This window comes from Photobacterium sanguinicancri (genome assembly GCF_024346675.1).
GTDB lineage: Bacteria > Pseudomonadota > Gammaproteobacteria > Enterobacterales > Vibrionaceae > Photobacterium > Photobacterium sanguinicancri.
On the sequence record NZ_AP024850.1, the window covers coordinates 1,916,126 to 1,933,655 of the forward strand.

Below are 17,530 nucleotides of genomic sequence, written 5' to 3' on the forward strand. Positions count from 1 at the left end.
ATGAGTTATTAACACCCCAAAGCAACACTTGGTTTCTATAGGCATAAAAAAACGCCGCGATATGAATCGCGGCGTTTTATGTACTGAGTAGCAATTACGAGGTTTTCGAGCTTGGCTTGCCTTTCGCTTCCGCTTCGGCTTTTTCATCATAACCCGGTTGGTTTTCAGGAAGATCTTTTACTTCTTCATACCAAAGGTCATGGTGCTCTTTCGCCCAAGTCTCATCAACTTCACCGGTGATCATGCCATCAAGTGCCGCTTCCATACCGAATAGACCGATATAAATGTGGAACACAAAGCCACAAATCAAGATAAGTGCCGAGAACATGTGCACAAGGTTCGACAGCTCCATATCACGGCGTGTTTGGTCAAAGATTGGGAAATCCAGAACAAAACCACTGATAGCCGCAACAATACCAAAGCAAATAAGCAGCCAGTAAATCGCCTTTTCACCACCGTTCGAGAAACCCGCTGATGGGTGCGTACCTTTATGCTTACCAACCATGCCGCCCATTTTCATGAACCAGCGTACATCAACCATGTTGAAGATACTTTTACGCCACCACTTCACAAGCACTGCAACTAACAATAGGAAGAAAATAGGCCCCATGTAGTTGTGGTATTGCTTAGCTGCATAAATAATCCAGCCCCATAGCTCAGACGGTAAAATGGGCTTCAAGAAGTGTTTACCATAAACCAAGGTTAAGCCACTGAACGCAAGCGTAAGGAAAGTGAATGCCATACTCCAGTGCAGTGCACGGTCAATACGGCTCCAACGTTTAATCTTACGTCCTGTTTTTGGCTTACTCAGTTTTAGCGGGCCAACAACAACATAGGCAAGTGTCACCATTGCTAAGCTACCAAAAATAGCTAATGCACCCAGTGGAGACATCCACTTTTCTTTTAACACGTACCATGTTTGTCCCGGCACACTGATCAATACACCATGCTCTGGTGATTTTGATGTGGTGTAACCTTCTTGACCATCCTTGACCATGCGCCAATAGTCAGCGCCAGCGAAACCTACCGCTTCTTTTTGAACCGAAGACTCGCCCAAGCGCTCATTATCCGTACTCGTATTCGCTCCTTCACTAGCAAACGCTGACAAGGTAAACATCAGCATGAATGCGGTTGCTAGCAAAGTGAACCAATGTTGGATTCGCTTAGTCATTAAAACTCCTGACTGTTTCGATAACAGTTGAAAGCGCGCGTTTTTATTCGTTTCTATCAGAGATATTGCCCTGCTATAAAAACGCGCTCAGTTTGTTACTGATTCATGGGCACACTATTACTATTTTGTGTACCCAATAAACCATTATGCTTTACGAGCTTTGCCCGCATCGTATGCTAGATCGTCAACATTCACGTTGCTTGCCCAACCTGCTTCTTTTGCACCACGCGCAACAACGCGCTCGCGGTAAACATCAGAAATCTTAGCTGCGTCACCTGCAAGTAATGCTTTAGTTGAACAAAGCGAAGCACACATAGGTAGCTTGCCTTCAGCAATACGGTTTGCACCGTACTTTTGACGTTCCTCTTCAGAACCAGGCTCAACACCAGGGCCACCCGCACAGAAGGTACATTTGTCCATTTTGCCACGCTCAGCAAACGCATCCTGTTTAGGGAATTGTGGCGCACCAAACGGACAAGCAAATAGACAGTAACCACAACCGATACAAAGATCTTTGTCGTGACGTACGATGCCATCTTCTGTTTGCTCGAAACAATCAGCAGGACAAACCGCCATACAAGGCGCATCGCTACAGTGCATACATGCTACTGAGATTGATGTTTCACCCACCTCACCATCGTTAAGCGTTACAACGCGACGACGTTGAATGCCCCACTCTAGTGCATCATCATTTTCGTTTTTACATGCAGTAACACAGCCGTTGCACTCAATACAACGCTTAGAGTCACAAAGAAATTTCATACGTGCCATTTGATGACTCCTTACGCTTTAGAGATCTTACATAGAGTTACTTTTGTTTCCTGCATTTGAGTAACAGGATCGTAACCGTATGTGGTTGCAATGTTTGCAGATTCGCCCGAAACATACGGTGCTGTACCTGCTGGGTAGTTGCCACGTAAGTCTTCACCTTGGAACTTACCGCCAAAGTGGAACGGAATGAACGCTAAACCAGGTTTAACACGACGAGTAACCATCGCTTTAACGTGGATACGGCCTTTCTCTGCACCTTCAACCCAAACCATCTCACCGTCACGGAAACCAAGGTCGTTAGCATCTTTCGGGTTCACCTCAACAAACATCTCTTGTTGAAGCTCTGCAAGCCATGGGTTTGAACGCGTTTCGTCACCACCACCTTCGTATTCAACCAAACGACCAGAAGTCAGAATAATTGGGTACTCTTTCGAGACATCGTTGTCCTGAATCGACTTATAAAGCGTTGGCAGACGGAACATTGCTTCGCTGTCATCCCATGTTGGGTAATCAGCAACAAGATCACGACGCGGTGTATATAGTGGTTCACGGTGAAGTGGCACTGCATCTGGGAATGTCCAAACAACAGCACGCGCTTTTGCGTTACCGTAAGGGATACAACCATGCTTGATCGCTACGCGTTGAATACCACCAGAAACATCAGTTTTCCAGTTTTTTCCTTCAGCTGCCGCTTTCTCGTCAGCGGTTAATTCATCCCACCAACCAAGTTGCTTTAGAAGCTTAGCGCTAAACTCAGGGAAGCCACCTTCAAGTTCACAGCCTAAAGAGTAGCTATCATCAGCAAGTAGACTTTCACCGTTACGCTCAACACCAAAGCGTGCACGGAAGTTACCGCCACCCTGTGCAACTGTTTTAGACGTATCGTAAAGAATGTGAGTACCTGGGTGTTTCATCTCAGGCGTACCCCAACAAGGCCAAGGTAGACCGTATGTTTCACCGTCAGCTACGCCACCTTCACCTTCAAGCGTTGTTTTATGGAAGGTATGCCAGTTTTGCTGGTGTGCTTTCAAACGCTCAGGGCTTTGGCCTGTGTAACCAATTGTCCACATACCTTTATTGTATTCACGGGTAATGTCTTCAATTACAGGTTGGTTATTTTCAACTTTAATGTGCTTGAACAGTTGATCAGATAGACCCAATTTCTGAGAAAGTAGGTACATGATCTCGTGGTCAGGTTTAGATTCAAATAATGGATCGATAACCTGATCACGCCACTGGATAGAACGGTTTGTTGCCGTTACTGAACCTGTAGTTTCAAACTGTGTCGTAGCTGGAAGTAAGTAAACGTCATCTGTACGGCCGTTCATTACAGCAGCAACACCTGGGTACGGATCGACGATAACCATCATATCCAGTTTACCCATTGCAGTGCGCATTTCTGGACCACGTGTTTGTGAGTTCACTGCGTGACCCCAGTAGAACATGGCACGGATGTTATCGTTCTGCTCGATGTTATCTTTGTTTTCAAGTACACCATCGATCCAACGCGATACAGGAATACCTGCGCTGTTCATTGGTTTCTTGCCACGGTAATCCGCTTGGTCGAAACGACCTTTTAGCCACTCGTAGTCAACATCCCAAACGCCAGCCCAGTGTTTCCACGCACCTTCAGACAGGCCGTAGTAACCAGGAAGGTTGTCAGAAAGCACGCCAAAGTCAGTTGCACCTTGTACGTTATCGTGACCACGGAAAATGTTTGCACCGCCGCCTGCTTTACCCATGTTGCCTAAAGCAAGTTCAAGGATACAGTAAGCACGAGTGTTGTTATTACCTGTAGTATGTTGCGTACCACCCATACACCAAACAACACAACCCGGACGATTTTCAGACAGTGTTTTCGCAGTGCGGTAAACTTCAGCTTCAGGCACGCCAGTTACGCGCTCAACTTCAGCTGGTGTCCATTTCGCCACTTCTTGGCGAACATCATCCATGCCGTAAACACGTTGACGGATAAATTCTTTATCTTCCCAACCGTTTTTGAAGATGTGGAATAGCACACCCCAAATGAAGGCGACGTCAGAACCTGGACGTAGTGACACGTATTCATCTGCTTTAGCAGCAGTACGAGTACGACGTGGATCGGCTACGACGATCTTACAGCTGTTCTTCTCTTTCGCGATCAGAATATGCTGCATCGCAACTGGGTGAGCTTCTGCTGCATTTGAACCAATGAACAGAATCGACTTACAGTTGTGCATGTCGTTCAGTGAGTTGGTCATCGCACCGTAGCCCCAAGTGTTAGCTACACCTGCAACCGTGGTTGAGTGACAGATACGCGCTTGGTGGTCGACGTTGTTAGTACCCCATAGCGAAACCATTTTACGGAACAAGTATGCTTGCTCGTTGTTGTGTTTCGCAGAGCCTAGCCAGTAAACAGAATCTGGGCCTGACTCTTCACGGATTTTAAGTACTTTTTTACTTACTTCGTCCAGTGCTTGTTCCCAGCTAAGTTTGGTCCACTTACCGTTAACCAACTTCATTGGGTATTTTAAGCGACGCTCACCATGACCATGCTCACGCAGCGCAGCACCTTTCGCACAGTGTCCACCGGCATTAAAAGGATGGTCAAAAGCGGGTTCTTGGCCAGTCCAGACACCTTCTTGTACTTCAGCGTAAATACCACAGCCCACAGAACAGTGTGAACAAATAGTACGTTTAATTTCCGCAGGCGCAGAGCGATCAACTTCTTTCGCTTCTGCTTTTTTCATCATGCCTGGAGCAAACATGCTTGCACCCGCAACACCACCAGCCGCAGCTAGTGAGGTATTACGAAGGAAAGTACGACGAGATACACCTAATTGGTTTTCGTCCTTGCTCACGTTATCGGAACGTTTTGTCAGTTTCATTTATAGCTCCGCTTACAAGGTTTCGTAGTAGTCGCGAATGTGTTGCGTTTCGCGATAGCCGTTAGTTTTAGTTTCTTTTGCTTCAGGCTTTTCTACCGTCGCATTTGCAACAGTTGCAGTTCCTGCAACCACCGCACCAGCAGCCACGCTTAGACCAATGTTTTTCAACAATTGGCGGCGGCCTTCATTAGGTTTATTTTGCTCACTCATGGAAGCTTGCTCCTTTATCGTTTTACCCGATTTATCGGGCATCGATAGTTTGTTATAGCTATGGTTACGACCGTTAAGTTAAAAAGCGTGAAACAGAGCTAAGCCCTGCTTCAAGAACTTAAACAAATCGTGTCTTTTCTACAGTCAAAAATTGCAAAGCCAGTTCGCCAATAGCAGTGTAAAAAACAGCGCTGTCAGCTGACTTCAAATCGGCACAAAAACGTTCAAACCAAGTCGCGATATGACGGTTAAAGAACGTTTTTTGCAGATGGTCATCACCCCCTTCCACCAGCATTGCCATTACTTCTAGTAGGGCTGCAATGTGATCTTCAGGTTCTTTTACATTTTCTTCGCGTTGAAACCCAAGTTGAGCTAAATCACGACGAAGATGCGCAAGCGGCATTTCCATCAAAGATCCAGTTAAGTACCAAGAACCAAAAGGTACGATCTCGCCACGACCGATACCAATGAACAGATCTTGATATTCTTCCTGAACACTAATCGGGGTTGTTTTTTCAGCCGCCAGTTTCACTAGAGGCCAAGTTGCTGCCATACCTGAAATATGAGGTTGAGGCGTCGCAACGTCTAAGCTAGAAAGCCAGTTAAGAATATTGTCATCCGGCGCTTTACGCAGAAGGTGCGCAAGCATGGAGTAAATATCTACACGTAGGGTCGTTTCTTCGTTTTGCATTACTTGCTGTTCCATTTGTTTACACCTACACCTTTAGCTGACTTTCAGGATCGCTTTCCATTTGAGAGAAAATGTCGCGAACACGACAATCTTCACACATAGATAAACGACGAATTGCTTCACCTTGAAATTGTGAGTGACCTTGTAACTTTTCAGTTAACATTTTCACCATAGAAGCAGGTGCAAAGGCTTTACCACAACTGGTACAACAGGCAGCTTCTTCTTCATGAACAACTTGTGCTTCAGTACGAGCTTGTGCATCCCAATTAAAACCAGGTTTCATTGAAATGACTTTCTCAGGACACGCCTTTTCACACATGCCACATTGAATACAATCTTGTTCTATGAATAAAAGTCCAGGGCGTTCACCTACAGCATGTAATGCACGTGTTGGACAAACTGCCACACAACTCATACACAAAGTACAATCATCTGTTTGGCAATCTACTGAGCCGTAAGGTGCATTCGCAGGCAATTCAGAATGTTCAGGTTTTGCAGGTGAAACATCAGCAAGTAACGTTAACGCAGCAAATAACTTGTCGCGCTTATTTCCTTCAAAACGTGCTTGTACATCAGTAACCAGTGCAGCCTCGTAAGCATTGAATGATTCCACCTGAGCAAAATCAAACAAAGTAATACGATCTGCTTCAAAACCTAGTTCGGTTAAGAAAGCTTGAGCAATAGCAAGTTCATCAGACAAAACACGATCAATCGTTGCTGGAATGTAATCTGTATTCGTAGCAAGTAGGACTTGATGCGCACCGTATGCCAATGCACTAAACCAAGTATCTACCCCTACAGTTGCAAGCTCTTCAAGTGCTACCGGAATAACAGTTGACGGGAACAGAGCTAATGTACGAATAACAGATGCTTCATCACGATTACCGTAAAACAGAATCGTAGGCGCTGAGCCCCCTTCTGTTTGATAACGATCTAAAAGGCGATACACAAAATGTTGAGTGTTATCAGGATCTGGCAATGCGTAACTAATCGCTTCAGTCGGACATGCTGTTGCACATGTACCAACACCTTGGCAAAGGTATGGATTAATTTCGATAGCATGACCAGTACTGGTTAATGCTCCAGCAGGACAAGCATCAACACAACGATCACAACCGCTAACACCACGCGACGAGTGTGCACAAAGGTCTGGGTTCAAACGAAAGTATTTAGGCTTATCAAATGTCCCTATCATTGCAGGCAATTCTTCAACCAAATCTGCAACAACAGCACCTTTTGCCGTGGCATAATAACCCGGCGCAGGAATTTCAATCTTAACAATGCCTTCAGCCGTCATATCTAAAACAATATCGAAACAATCACGGCCAGTAGCCACTTTTGCTAGATTTACGTTTGTCTCAGAGATAGTACCGTCTACACGACATCTCACATCAAATGCACCAAGGTAACCCTTAACAGATACCTCTTTACTGAAATACAAGTTTGCTACTTTTTCAGCCTGTGCAGACTTTTCAGTCGCCAGTAGGGTTACTGAATTAAGTGTAGAAAATTGTTCAGCCAGTGCGGTAATTGTTAGCTGCTCACCAATGATCAATAAGTTCCCGCGGCTTTCATAAGAAACCGTAGGAGGGATCAGATTCGCTAATTCAACCGTACCTGTAATGGCAGAGAATCGAGCGGCTGCATTTTGATCATTGCTTGCTAGTGCTTCTAGTGTACTTTTTAACATTCTTATTCCTGTGTACTCGTCACCGTTTGTCGATGTCGATTAAAGGTCAGATTTAAAATTCATGAACCTTTGTGCTTCTATAGAGCAATAACCGAACCAACTTTTAACGGAATAAAATGACCTATAAGGAACTAAAGTCGGAAAGGGATACCTTGGTTTACAACGAGTGCGACATATTGTCTCTCGCTATGCACTTGAGTGCGCCAAAATGTCCCGCTAATTTTTAAGGGTATTTTTCCCTTTTTGTCCCACTATTGATTTTTTGCTTTATAACCAACTCTTTTAAACTGATTACTAAGCTTTTTTATGAGACTCGACTTCGTTGAGCTGACTTGTTATTTCTTCATTAAGTGAACAATTTGCTGTGGCATCCGTTGTCTCCGCTTCAAGTAAACCATTCGATTCACCATCAGCCGCAAGATCAGTAGGGACAGATGCCTCAACATCTTCTTCACTTAGCGCTTTATCATCTGGTACAACAGCCAATTCATCGCGACTTAATGCCTCATGAGCATCTGTCGCCTCTGTTTCTGCTAGTTCTTCTACTTTCTCTGCAACATTGTTAATCCAGCCACGTAGCTGTTTAACAACCGACGTATCAAGTTTAGGTATATTTGAGAAATCTTCCGTATGATCATCCATATCACTGATATAGTTGAATTCATCAGAGTGAAAAAGCTTACTAAGTGCAGCTTTCTTTACCGAACGCTCAACGCCTTCTTTCAAAAATGCAGCAGCACCTGAATCAAAACTCACGCCAGCAACATCGGTTAATGAAGGCAGCGCATCATGTTTATCTTCATCACCAGCATCGAGATTGGGTAATGCAGTACCACCAGCTTCAACGGTATCCACCGGTTCATTACAACAATCTGCATCATGATCAGCTAAGGCACTTTGTTCTGTTGTCGCGGATAACTGAGAAGCTTGTAACTCGGGTAACGAATCCGCAGTCAAGCTATCTACTTGATTAGACGTTTCATTTTCTTTTTTTACCGCAAGCTTACGGCTAGCCCAACGCTGAAAAATATTACTTGCCACTTGAACGACCTTTACCTTTTCTGTTCTTACACTTCTTACGGCCGCCTTCGATCAACTCACCATGTCGACCTATAAATGCTTCCATCCATGCCTGAACCGGTAACGGCGTCGTGATATGAAGTACCTGATAATCCCCATCCATATAACTACTGGCGACTGATTGAGCCGCGGTTATATGGACAGGCTTCAATTGCTCGTTTTCTTCTTCACAAACAATGAATAAGTGCGGATCGCGTGAACTTAAGTTAAAGCGATAATCAGAACGTTCATCGCGAAAGAGTTCAAGTGGTAACACATGGCTTTCAGCGGCACGTTGTTCTTCATGCAGCTCAACGTCTTCTATCGACCACGACAGTGTTGACCAGCGTCCAACCTGCTTTTCTTCTGATACTAATCGAAAGCCAATAGGCCAAATCGATTCATTCTTATAGAGATCAGGCACGCTTACTCCTTTATTCTTGAATACATAACTTACACAATAGTCGTGAATGAAAATGAGCAGCATTTCAATTGAATATGCGCCATGCTATTAGCTGCACACAATCGAAAACACGCTATTTCACCATGTACAAAGCAATTATCAGACCAACTTATACACTTACTAAAAATAAGGAATATGATCATTCCATTATAAGATTGGAACAATCCTTGCAAAAGACATAAAGAAGACGAAAACAGAGACTTCAGAGATAGCTAACTCACGGTTTTGAGATTATCTCGTTACATTGAATGAGAAGAATTATCGATATAGATCAAGAAGTAATCATTCTCTTTCAATACATTCAACGCATAATTACTAAGCCTCTCTCAACATTAAGAGAATAGTCGGCATAAATAAACTTGCCGCACTAATGCTAAGACAAAACCGTATAAGCACTTAGCTTCACAGTGCAGCGAGACAGCTCGCAATAAATCAAAGACACTATTTAGACAGACAACCATAGCTACAGGACATTTATGAATCCACTGCCAAAAATTATTAAAACCAACGCCTCAGTGAAGCAAACCATGACTGTCGATATCATGGACGAATACGGCGATATGATGACCAAAGAAATCGCCTGTGAGCACCCATTAACGGTTTACCTTAATTGGGTTGAAGTCGTGACTTTGATGACATTAGGTGAACGCCCATCCGCGCTTGTGCTCGGTTATCTTAAAAACCAAGGTCTCATTGCAGATTTAGAGAGTATCGAATCCGTTATTATCGATTGGGACACCAACTCAGCGGCGGTAATTACTAAAGAAGACACAGGCAACTTAGCGAAAAAGCTAGAGAAGAAAACAGTCACCTCTGGCTGTGGTCAAGGCACCATGTTCGGTAACGTTATGAAGAAGTTGGAAGGTGTTACCCTCCCCCAGCCTCAACTTCCCCAATCTCAGCTATATGGTTTGCTTGAATCGCTTACTCATCATAATGAAACCTATAAAGCCGCAGGTGCCGTTCATGGCTGCGCCGTTTGTAAAGGGACCGAAATTGTCTCTTTTGTCGAAGATGTAGGTCGTCACAATGCGGTTGATACCTTAGCGGGTGAGCTATGGCTTGCAGGCCAGACGGGCGAAGATAAAATCTTCTATACCACAGGCCGCCTGACGTCAGAGATGGTAATAAAAGTGGCGCAAATGGGGATCCCTATTTTGCTTTCACGCTCTGGGGCAACACAGATGGGCTATGAGCTTGCCCAAAAGCTTGGTATCACTATGATTGCCCGTGCCAAAGGCCATCGCTTCCAAGTGTATAACGGCATGCAGAATCTGATTCTAGATATTAAAGGCAATCTCGACGAACAAGCCAAAAGCTTTAAGTTAAAAGATTCTAAACGTGATAGCGATAAAGGGAATGATAAGAACGGTGATAACCAATGAGTACCGACTTCCCAGAGTTCATGAACGCCAAGCAAGTGGCTGAATACCTTGATTTAAACGAAAAGAAAGTTTACGCGTTAGCTAATGAAGGTTTGCTGCCTTGTACCAAAATTACCGGTAAATGGCTTTTCCCCAAGGCAATGTTAGATAAGTGGCTACTTGAATCCTGCAATAACGGTGTTCAGAACGACCGCTTGTTAATTGCAGGCTCTGACGATCCGCTACTGCAAATGATTGTCGGAAAGATGGCCAACCAACTCGGCAGTACTGCGCTTGTGGGTTACACCTCGACAGGAACTCGACAAGGGCTAGCGATGCTCAGTAAAGGTCATGTTGATATGTGCGCCATCCACTGGGGCAATGCGGAAGAATCAGGGTTACGTCATCCTGCGTTATTGCAACAATACCCAGGGCATAAGAATTGGGTGTTAATCCATGCCTTTGAACGCCAGCAAGGTTTAGTGGTGAATCCAGAAGTCGCGCAGCAATTTGGGGATCGTGAGTTAAAGCCACAAGATCTACTCGCTTCTCGTTGGCGATGGGCGCTTCGCCAAGAAGGTGCAGGCAGTATGCGAGCTTTAGAGGAGTGGCTTCATAACCATGCGTTTAATCTCAGTATGCTTACCAAGGTAGATACCTGTAATTCCGAGCGTGAACTGGCGTCGGCGATTGCGCGAGGTCAAGCTGATGTGGGTTGTGCGAGCCAAAGTACCGCTGGCGAATTTGGTTTAGGCTTTATCCCGCTTTGCCGAGAAGCATTTGAACTTGTAATTCCTAAAAATATTTACTTCCGTACTCTGCAACAGCAGTTATTGCAGCAACTTGAAGAAATGGAAATTCAAGTGCGAGGTGAGCAACTTGGAGGGTATAACTTCCAACGTACGGGCAAACAAATGTGGAGTGCGAACTAACGTTATTCGCTCCGTCTAATACCTCGCACACTGACAACAAATCATAATTTACCTTATGGCTAAAATGGGTAGTAAATGACTGGGCAATATACGTCTCATGATTTTGCTACTCACTCTAACCCTTTACTGTGTTTTTACTCAATATTTACCCCCCAGCGCTTACTATTTGCATTCAGCCTATTTCACACTTCTAGATGATGAATGCAATCATGTCTTTAAAACCATCAATTAATTCAACTCGCATAAACGCCCCTAAACCATCGAGAGTCAACAGACTCACCAGCCTAAAAATCAGCACAGTAAAAAAAGTAATGGCTCAGAAGTCGACACCTCTCGCCTTCTCCTGTGTCATCATCACTGCATCAATCGTCATCTTCCCTCAAGAAAGCCTGTACCAATTTTTACTGACGACGAAGCAATGGCAATCCCATACCCAGTCATTCCTTGAGACTCGCCAGCCACCTACTCGCCATGAGCAACAAGACACTCAGAAAATAAATCAAAAAAGCACTCAACAAGATAAACTCACCAAACTGCACAATGAGCCAACCCGTTATCATATCAACACAGCAAGTCAGATGGTTTTCTTACCCAATAAGCAATACCAAAAAGTCACTGTGGTGAGCTATAGCAGCAATAATCAAAAGCCGAATGAATTTGAATACATGGAAACAGGCACTTGGTCTGTTAGCGGTCAGTATATTGAAGCAAACCCCAGTAATATTAGTGACAACAGCCTAAACAACGACATAGTAAATTTGCTACAGCGTAACAACTTACTTGAAATCAAAACGAAGCAAACCTACCACATGAGCGTGAGTCTTCTTAAAAAGCCAATATTGAAAAACCTGTCATTCATGCCACGTGCGTTTTATTAAATCATAGTAATGTTATACATTCTGACTATCTATGTAACCACGACATCTAATTAACATTACCAATCTATTTTTTATGGCGAGTTATGTGACAGGAATAACTCAATCTATATATTCTTTATCTTTTTATTACCTTACCACCAAACAATCACAGTAAAATTATGCACTTACAAAACAAGAGAGGATTTATAACCTCTCCATTGAAGGCATTTTATGAAAAACAACTTACGCCACTCTATCGCTCTATCAAGCCTACTACTTCTATCTGGCTGTACTCTTGCCCCCGTTGATGAGCGAGTTAAAAGCGATGCTGTCGAATTTGCGGATAACCATCTTACACCTAAAGATGGATACAGCGTGCCCTTACAACAAATGAACGTTGTGACACAAGCTCGGCCCATTCACGAAAATAATCTAGATAACTTCTATATTGGTCGCAAATATCATAATGTTAGCAATGCAGCGCTTGGCTTTGACATTGCTGGCGTCGTTCTTGGTTCATTGAACCCTTTGGAGTTTGGAGCATTTGCTGCCTTAAACATGATGAACCGCACGAGTATTCATGGGCTTTACAGAAACAACATTATGGTAGTCGTTGAACCAGTTGTTGATGGTGATGTTAAAGCCGCTTTAAAGAGAGCTAAAGATCGAAGTATCGAAATCATTCGCAACGCTTACTCATCAATTGATGTAGATTCAAAAGTATACCTTGCGAGTGACCTTGGTCATATTAACCCTTATGATCAATCACTAATCGCACTTTTTGACAAAAAAGAAAAAAATAAAGCGGTTTACTGCTCTAACCCCGATGCTTATCGAGTTATCGAAGAAACGCAAAAATACAGTTATGATGACTTAGGCTGTTATGCGTCAGTGTTTGGTGAAGGCGATATGTTCCTTAATAATACTGAAAATACATTATTCCCAATCGGTAACTTTATTACGATGTTCTCTTCGTTACCGTCCATTACGCCTTTCGAAAAGCTTACTTCAACATCAGAATACGACTGGGTTTATCAACCTAGTTTTAGTTTCTTACCTGAAACACACACAAGAAACATTGCGATCAATAATAAAATTCAAATAGTCGATCACTACAATAATGGTCGTTTAAATGAAAATCCAAGCGTAACTATGTTGAAATCTGGTAAACGAACTTACTTCAATAAAAAAGCACAAGAAGTTGCCATATAATAAAATTAAATAAAAACCAGTAATGATAATTGCTGGTTTATCTAATTAAAATACTTAACTTAAAATTGAAAAACCAACCGCAGCATAAGCCATCAACTTTATCGTGATTAACCAAGCTTGGCTCCACTCGTAATTCAATTTTAGCCTCTCAACCAGCTTGCCAATGATTAAGATGAAAGCAACATACAATACAAACATAGTGCCAAAATCCGCGAGGCTTTCGCTACTGGTATACCGCTCGCTACGCCACGGTATTAACCTATGCTCTAGAATGAAATGCGTATAATCCAGCTCATAAAAAAACTTAACGCAACAAAGAAAAGCAACTGTAGCAACCACTTTGAACATTTGATGAAAGCCTCTAATCCAGGCTACGGATCCATTTGTCTTCATAAATACACTCAAATGCAAATGCCATAGCTAATTGCTTAGCTATGGCTTAATTTCATCTTAGGGATTTATTAGCTTTTACCGTGAAAAGCAAAACGAGTCATTTCTTTCCCTTCAGGTGTTACCGCTTTGTACTTCACTGATTTTGAATGATTCATTGAAAGTGGTACAAATACGCGTCCTTTCTCGTTCGTTTTGAATTCATTCTTACTTTGCGGCACGTTTGTTGCTGATACAACAGCGTCTGCTACAGGCTTTCCATTATCTGTCACTGTTACCCACGCTCCATTTTGTGAGTCAACTACCTTCAATCCAGCGAAAGACATAGAGGAGAAAGCAATAAGCATTGATGCGAGTACGACATTAGACTTTTTCATAATTGAAATCCTATTAGTTATTATCTTAGAACAGGGCTTTGAAGCTGTACGTTCGTTTCCTCTGAACATGAATCTAATATAGCAACTAGAAGGTAAACGCTCGGTAAACTAAGGTAAAGATAATTAAACTTCCTGCAAAATAGATACCTTAACCAAAATGACCAACCCAAAAGCCAATTAATATTAAACAAGAAAAGTAATATGGCGTAATTAACTGGCATTTTATTTGCCTGAAGAAAAAATAAAATGACCTCACAAAGACTGTAAGATCATTTATTATTTCAAATACGAACTCATCGCACCAAGTGTTATTTTACTTCTAGTGAGTTCATTAATTTATCTTCATCTGTCTTCACTTCGATTGAATTATTGTTTCGCACGTACTTTTCAATTAGCTCATTAATAAACACAAAGAACACAGGCACAAAGAATACAGCCAGTACCGTACCACTGATCATTCCCCCCAAGACCCCTGTTCCAATCGAGTTCTGGATCTCCGAACTTGCGCCTGACGCAATAACGAGTGGAATAATACCGCAAGTAAATGCTAATGAGGTCATCAAGATAGGACGTAAACGCATCTTCGAGGCCTCAATTGTCGCTTCCAGCAATCCTTTTCCTAAGCCTCTTTGTATCTGAGCAAACTCGATGATCAGAATCGCATTCTTGGCCGACAGACCTATGATGGTAACCAAACCCACTTTGAAAAATACATCATTTGGCATATTGGCAACCATCACAGCAGCAATCGAGCCAAGAATACCAAGCGGCACAACCAGAATAACCGCTAACGGTGTCGACCAGCTCTCGTATAACGCTGACAGCACAAGGAAAATGACCAACATAGAAAAGGCTAGCAACATGGTTGTTTGCGATTCCGCTTGTTGCTCTTGGCGCGATAAGCCTGTCCATTCTATTGTGCTGCCTTTAGGTAAACTTGCCACAATCTTCTCAAGCTCAGCCATTGCCACGCCACTTGAAATGCCTTCTGCGGGTGCAACCGACACAGAGACAGACGCGATACCATTAAAGCGGGTTAATTGTAGCGGCGTACTTTTCCAGACAGGTTCTATAAACTCGGACAAATACACCATACCACCGCGATCATTGCGAATAGAGAGCTTCAATATATCTTCTAAACGCATACGGGATTCGGCATTCGCTTGAATAATCACTTGCTGTAAGCGGCCTTTATTCGGGAAATCATTTACATAGTTTGAACCTAACGCTGTAGAAATCGTTTCACTGATTGAAGTAAAAGACACACCAAGTGCTTGTGCTTTTTTACGGTCTATCTTGAGTTTTATACCACTCGTTTCAGGTAAGGATTCAAAGAACACACTTGCAAAAGCACTATTCTCACGAGCTTTTTGTAAGAATTGACTTTGTACTTGTTGGAACTTGTCATAGCCTGAGTTTGAACGATCCATTAGCTGAAACGAAATGTTCGAAGATGTACCTAAACCATCAATGGCCGTTGGCAACAAGCTAAACACTAAACCTTCGTTAAGATCTTGTAGATGCGTTGATAGCGCCTCCACTTCTTGCTGTGTACTTGTTCCATTGCGTTCTTTCCAATCTTTTAGGGTCGTGATCGTAAACGCAGAGCCTGCACCTGAACCACTAAAGCTAAACCCAAGGATCGACATATTCGCATCAACCCCTTCACGAGACTCAACAAAACTCTCAACCTTCTCAACCACTTTCATCGTGCGTTCTTGTGTCGCATCTGACGGTAGCTGAATAGACGTTAAGAAGTAGCCTTGATCTTCTTCGGGCAAAAAGGTGCTTGGGATTTTACCAAACGCGTAGACAGCAACAGCCACGAACACTAAATAAAACACCATCATTCGCCCAGTGCGAACCACCAGCTTTGCAACCCAGCCTTGGTAACGATTAGTGAACCGCTCGAAAGCTTTATTAAACCAGCCAAAGAAGCCGCCTTTATGCGTATGGGCTTCGTTATGGGGTTTTAATATCGTGGCGCATAATGCAGGTGTCAGCGTTAATGCCAAGAAAGCCGAGAAAAGAATCGATACCGACATTGCCAATGAAAATTGCTGGAAAATAAGCCCCACCGTACCCGTAGCAAACGCCATTGGAATAAAGACCGCAGAAAGTACGGCCGTAATACCAATCAAGGCACCGTATATATCTTTCATCGCCATTTGTGTGGCTTTCTTGGCCGATACACCCGTTTCCGTAATAACACGCTCAACATTTTCGACCACCACAATGGCATCATCTACAATGATACCAATGGCCAGTACCATACCAAACATCGAAAATACATTGATGGAAAAACCGAACATCAGCATTACCGTAAAAGTGCCTAATAGCGCAATGGGGGCAACGATGGCAGGAATAATGGTGTAACGGATATTCTGTAAAAAGAGATACATGACAAAAAACACCAGCACCATAGCCTCGAACAAGGTCATCACAACCTTTGTAATCGACACTTTTGCAAACGGTGCTGCATCCGACGTAATACTGTAATCCATACCTTCAGGCATAGACTGCTTTAATTCATCTAAGCGCGCGCGGATACCGTTCGATGCAGCAATGGCATTGGCGCCCGGCGATAACTTCACTGATGCACTCGTTGAGGGCTTACCATTCTCACGGTTTGAGTATTGATAATTTTGAGAACCTAGCTCAACACTTGCGACATCCCCCAGTAAAACAGAGCCGCCATTACTTTTTGAACGCAGCACAATGTTGCGAAAGGCTTCAGGAGTTTCTAATTGCCCTTGAGCCATTAAAGGTACAACGGTTTTTTGACCAAGGCTGATTGGCGCATCACCCACCTTACCCGGTGATATTTGCACGTTCTGTTCTTGAATCGCTTTGGTTACATCACTAACAGTTAAGTTGAACGCATTGAGTTTTAGCGGATCGATCCAAATACGCATGGCAAACTCGGCACCAAACATTTGAATACGGCCAACACCAGGAACACGTTTTAGCTCCTCGGTGATATTTCGGATCATATAATCGCTAAGTTCGGCTTCAGTGAACGCACCATTCGGCGAAATCAAGCCAACATACATCAAAGTGCTTGATGATGACGACTCGACTTGAATACCCGTTTGACGAACAGAAAGCGGTAAGCGCGGTTCAATGGCTTTTAGCTTATTCTGAATTTCAACTTGTGCCATTTCGGGATTAGTACCGTTATTAAAGGTCGCTGTAATTTCGGCACTACCGTTCGAATCCGATGACGACTTAAAATACATTAAGCCTTTAACACCAGAGATCTCACGTTCGATTAAAGACACTACCGTATCATTAAGGGTTTGAGGGCTTGCGCCTGGATACGAGAGGTACAAGCTAACACTTGGCGGAGCAACACTCGGAAAACGCTCCACGGCAAGCTTAGGAATGGCGATCACACCAGACAGGATGATCAGTATTGCTATCACCCAAGCAAAAATGGGGCGATTAATAAAAAATTGAGACAAAATGGAATTCCT

The 17,530-nt window shown here is 43.3% G+C and carries 15 protein-coding genes; 4 read left to right on the top strand and 11 right to left on the bottom strand.

Annotation, left to right across the window (positions count from 1 at the left end; all coding sequences use genetic code 11):
• Positions 1–94 precede the first annotated feature (94 nt).
• From OCU87_RS09250 to OCU87_RS09285, 8 genes are all read right to left on the bottom strand, one after another.
• Complete coding sequence (locus OCU87_RS09250) at positions 95–1,171, bottom strand: formate dehydrogenase subunit gamma (RefSeq protein WP_062690648.1); 1,077 nt, start codon at positions 1,169–1,171, stop codon at positions 95–97.
• A 144-nt stretch (positions 1,172–1,315) separates the two neighbouring features.
• Complete coding sequence (gene fdh3B, locus OCU87_RS09255) at positions 1,316–1,942, bottom strand: formate dehydrogenase FDH3 subunit beta (protein ID WP_048898409.1); 627 nt, start codon at positions 1,940–1,942, stop codon at positions 1,316–1,318.
• 11 nt (positions 1,943–1,953) lie between these two features.
• Positions 1,954–4,809: a formate dehydrogenase subunit alpha gene (locus tag OCU87_RS09260; protein ID WP_261856960.1), complete on the bottom strand. Its 2,856-nt coding sequence runs from the start codon at positions 4,807–4,809 to the stop codon at positions 1,954–1,956.
• Positions 4,810–4,821: 12 nt separating this feature from the next.
• Positions 4,822–5,019 carry a formate dehydrogenase subunit or accessory protein gene (locus OCU87_RS09265; RefSeq protein WP_062690646.1) on the bottom strand — a complete coding sequence of 66 codons (198 nt, stop codon included), beginning with the start codon at positions 5,017–5,019 and terminating at the stop codon, positions 4,822–4,824.
• Between the two features lie 118 nt (positions 5,020–5,137).
• The gene (locus OCU87_RS09270; RefSeq protein ID WP_062690645.1) at positions 5,138–5,725 is read right to left on the bottom strand and encodes a TorD/DmsD family molecular chaperone; all 588 of its coding nucleotides are present in this window, start codon (positions 5,723–5,725) and stop codon (positions 5,138–5,140) included.
• A gap of 10 nt (positions 5,726–5,735) precedes the next feature.
• On the bottom strand, positions 5,736–7,400 hold the full coding sequence (locus OCU87_RS09275) for a 4Fe-4S binding protein (protein WP_261856961.1): 1,665 nt from the start codon (positions 7,398–7,400) through the stop codon (positions 5,736–5,738).
• Positions 7,401–7,694: 294 nt separating this feature from the next.
• Complete coding sequence (locus tag OCU87_RS09280; protein ID WP_261856962.1) at positions 7,695–8,441, bottom strand: DUF3306 domain-containing protein; 747 nt, start codon at positions 8,439–8,441, stop codon at positions 7,695–7,697.
• A complete protein-coding gene (locus tag OCU87_RS09285) occupies positions 8,431–8,883 on the bottom strand; it encodes a DUF3305 domain-containing protein (protein ID WP_062690642.1) in 453 nt (150 codons plus the stop codon). Before OCU87_RS09285 ends, OCU87_RS09280 begins: the two co-directional genes overlap by 11 nt.
• Positions 8,884–9,398: 515 nt before the next feature.
• On the opposite strand from OCU87_RS09285, the gene fdhD reads away from it, so the two are divergent.
• The 4 genes from fdhD to OCU87_RS09305 all read left to right on the top strand — a co-directional run bounded on the left by fdhD (position 9,399) and on the right by OCU87_RS09305 (position 13,287).
• A complete protein-coding gene (gene fdhD, locus OCU87_RS09290; protein ID WP_261856963.1) occupies positions 9,399–10,307 on the top strand; it encodes a formate dehydrogenase accessory sulfurtransferase FdhD in 909 nt (302 codons plus the stop codon).
• Positions 10,304–11,218 carry a helix-turn-helix transcriptional regulator gene (locus tag OCU87_RS09295; protein ID WP_062690640.1) on the top strand — a complete coding sequence of 305 codons (915 nt, stop codon included), beginning with the start codon at positions 10,304–10,306 and terminating at the stop codon, positions 11,216–11,218. Before fdhD ends, OCU87_RS09295 begins: the two co-directional genes overlap by 4 nt.
• 311 nt (positions 11,219–11,529) lie before the next feature.
• A complete protein-coding gene (locus tag OCU87_RS09300; protein ID WP_261856964.1) occupies positions 11,530–12,096 on the top strand; it encodes a regulatory protein ToxS in 567 nt (188 codons plus the stop codon).
• A 210-nt stretch (positions 12,097–12,306) separates the two neighbouring features.
• Positions 12,307–13,287 carry a hypothetical protein gene (locus OCU87_RS09305; protein ID WP_094956812.1) on the top strand — a complete coding sequence of 327 codons (981 nt, stop codon included), beginning with the start codon at positions 12,307–12,309 and terminating at the stop codon, positions 13,285–13,287.
• Positions 13,288–13,341: 54 nt separating this feature from the next.
• Here the strand turns inward: OCU87_RS09305 and OCU87_RS09310 are convergent, their stop codons facing one another.
• The 3 genes from OCU87_RS09310 to OCU87_RS09320 form a co-directional block, all read right to left on the bottom strand.
• Positions 13,342–13,485, bottom strand: coding sequence for a hypothetical protein (locus OCU87_RS09310; protein WP_261856965.1), 144 nt, complete (start codon positions 13,483–13,485; stop codon positions 13,342–13,344).
• A gap of 263 nt (positions 13,486–13,748) precedes the next feature.
• Positions 13,749–14,054 carry a DUF4198 domain-containing protein gene (locus OCU87_RS09315; protein WP_261856966.1) on the bottom strand — a complete coding sequence of 102 codons (306 nt, stop codon included), beginning with the start codon at positions 14,052–14,054 and terminating at the stop codon, positions 13,749–13,751.
• Between the two features lie 308 nt (positions 14,055–14,362).
• On the bottom strand, positions 14,363–17,518 hold the full coding sequence (locus OCU87_RS09320; protein ID WP_261856967.1) for a multidrug efflux RND transporter permease subunit: 3,156 nt from the start codon (positions 17,516–17,518) through the stop codon (positions 14,363–14,365).
• Positions 17,519–17,530 lie beyond the last annotated feature (12 nt).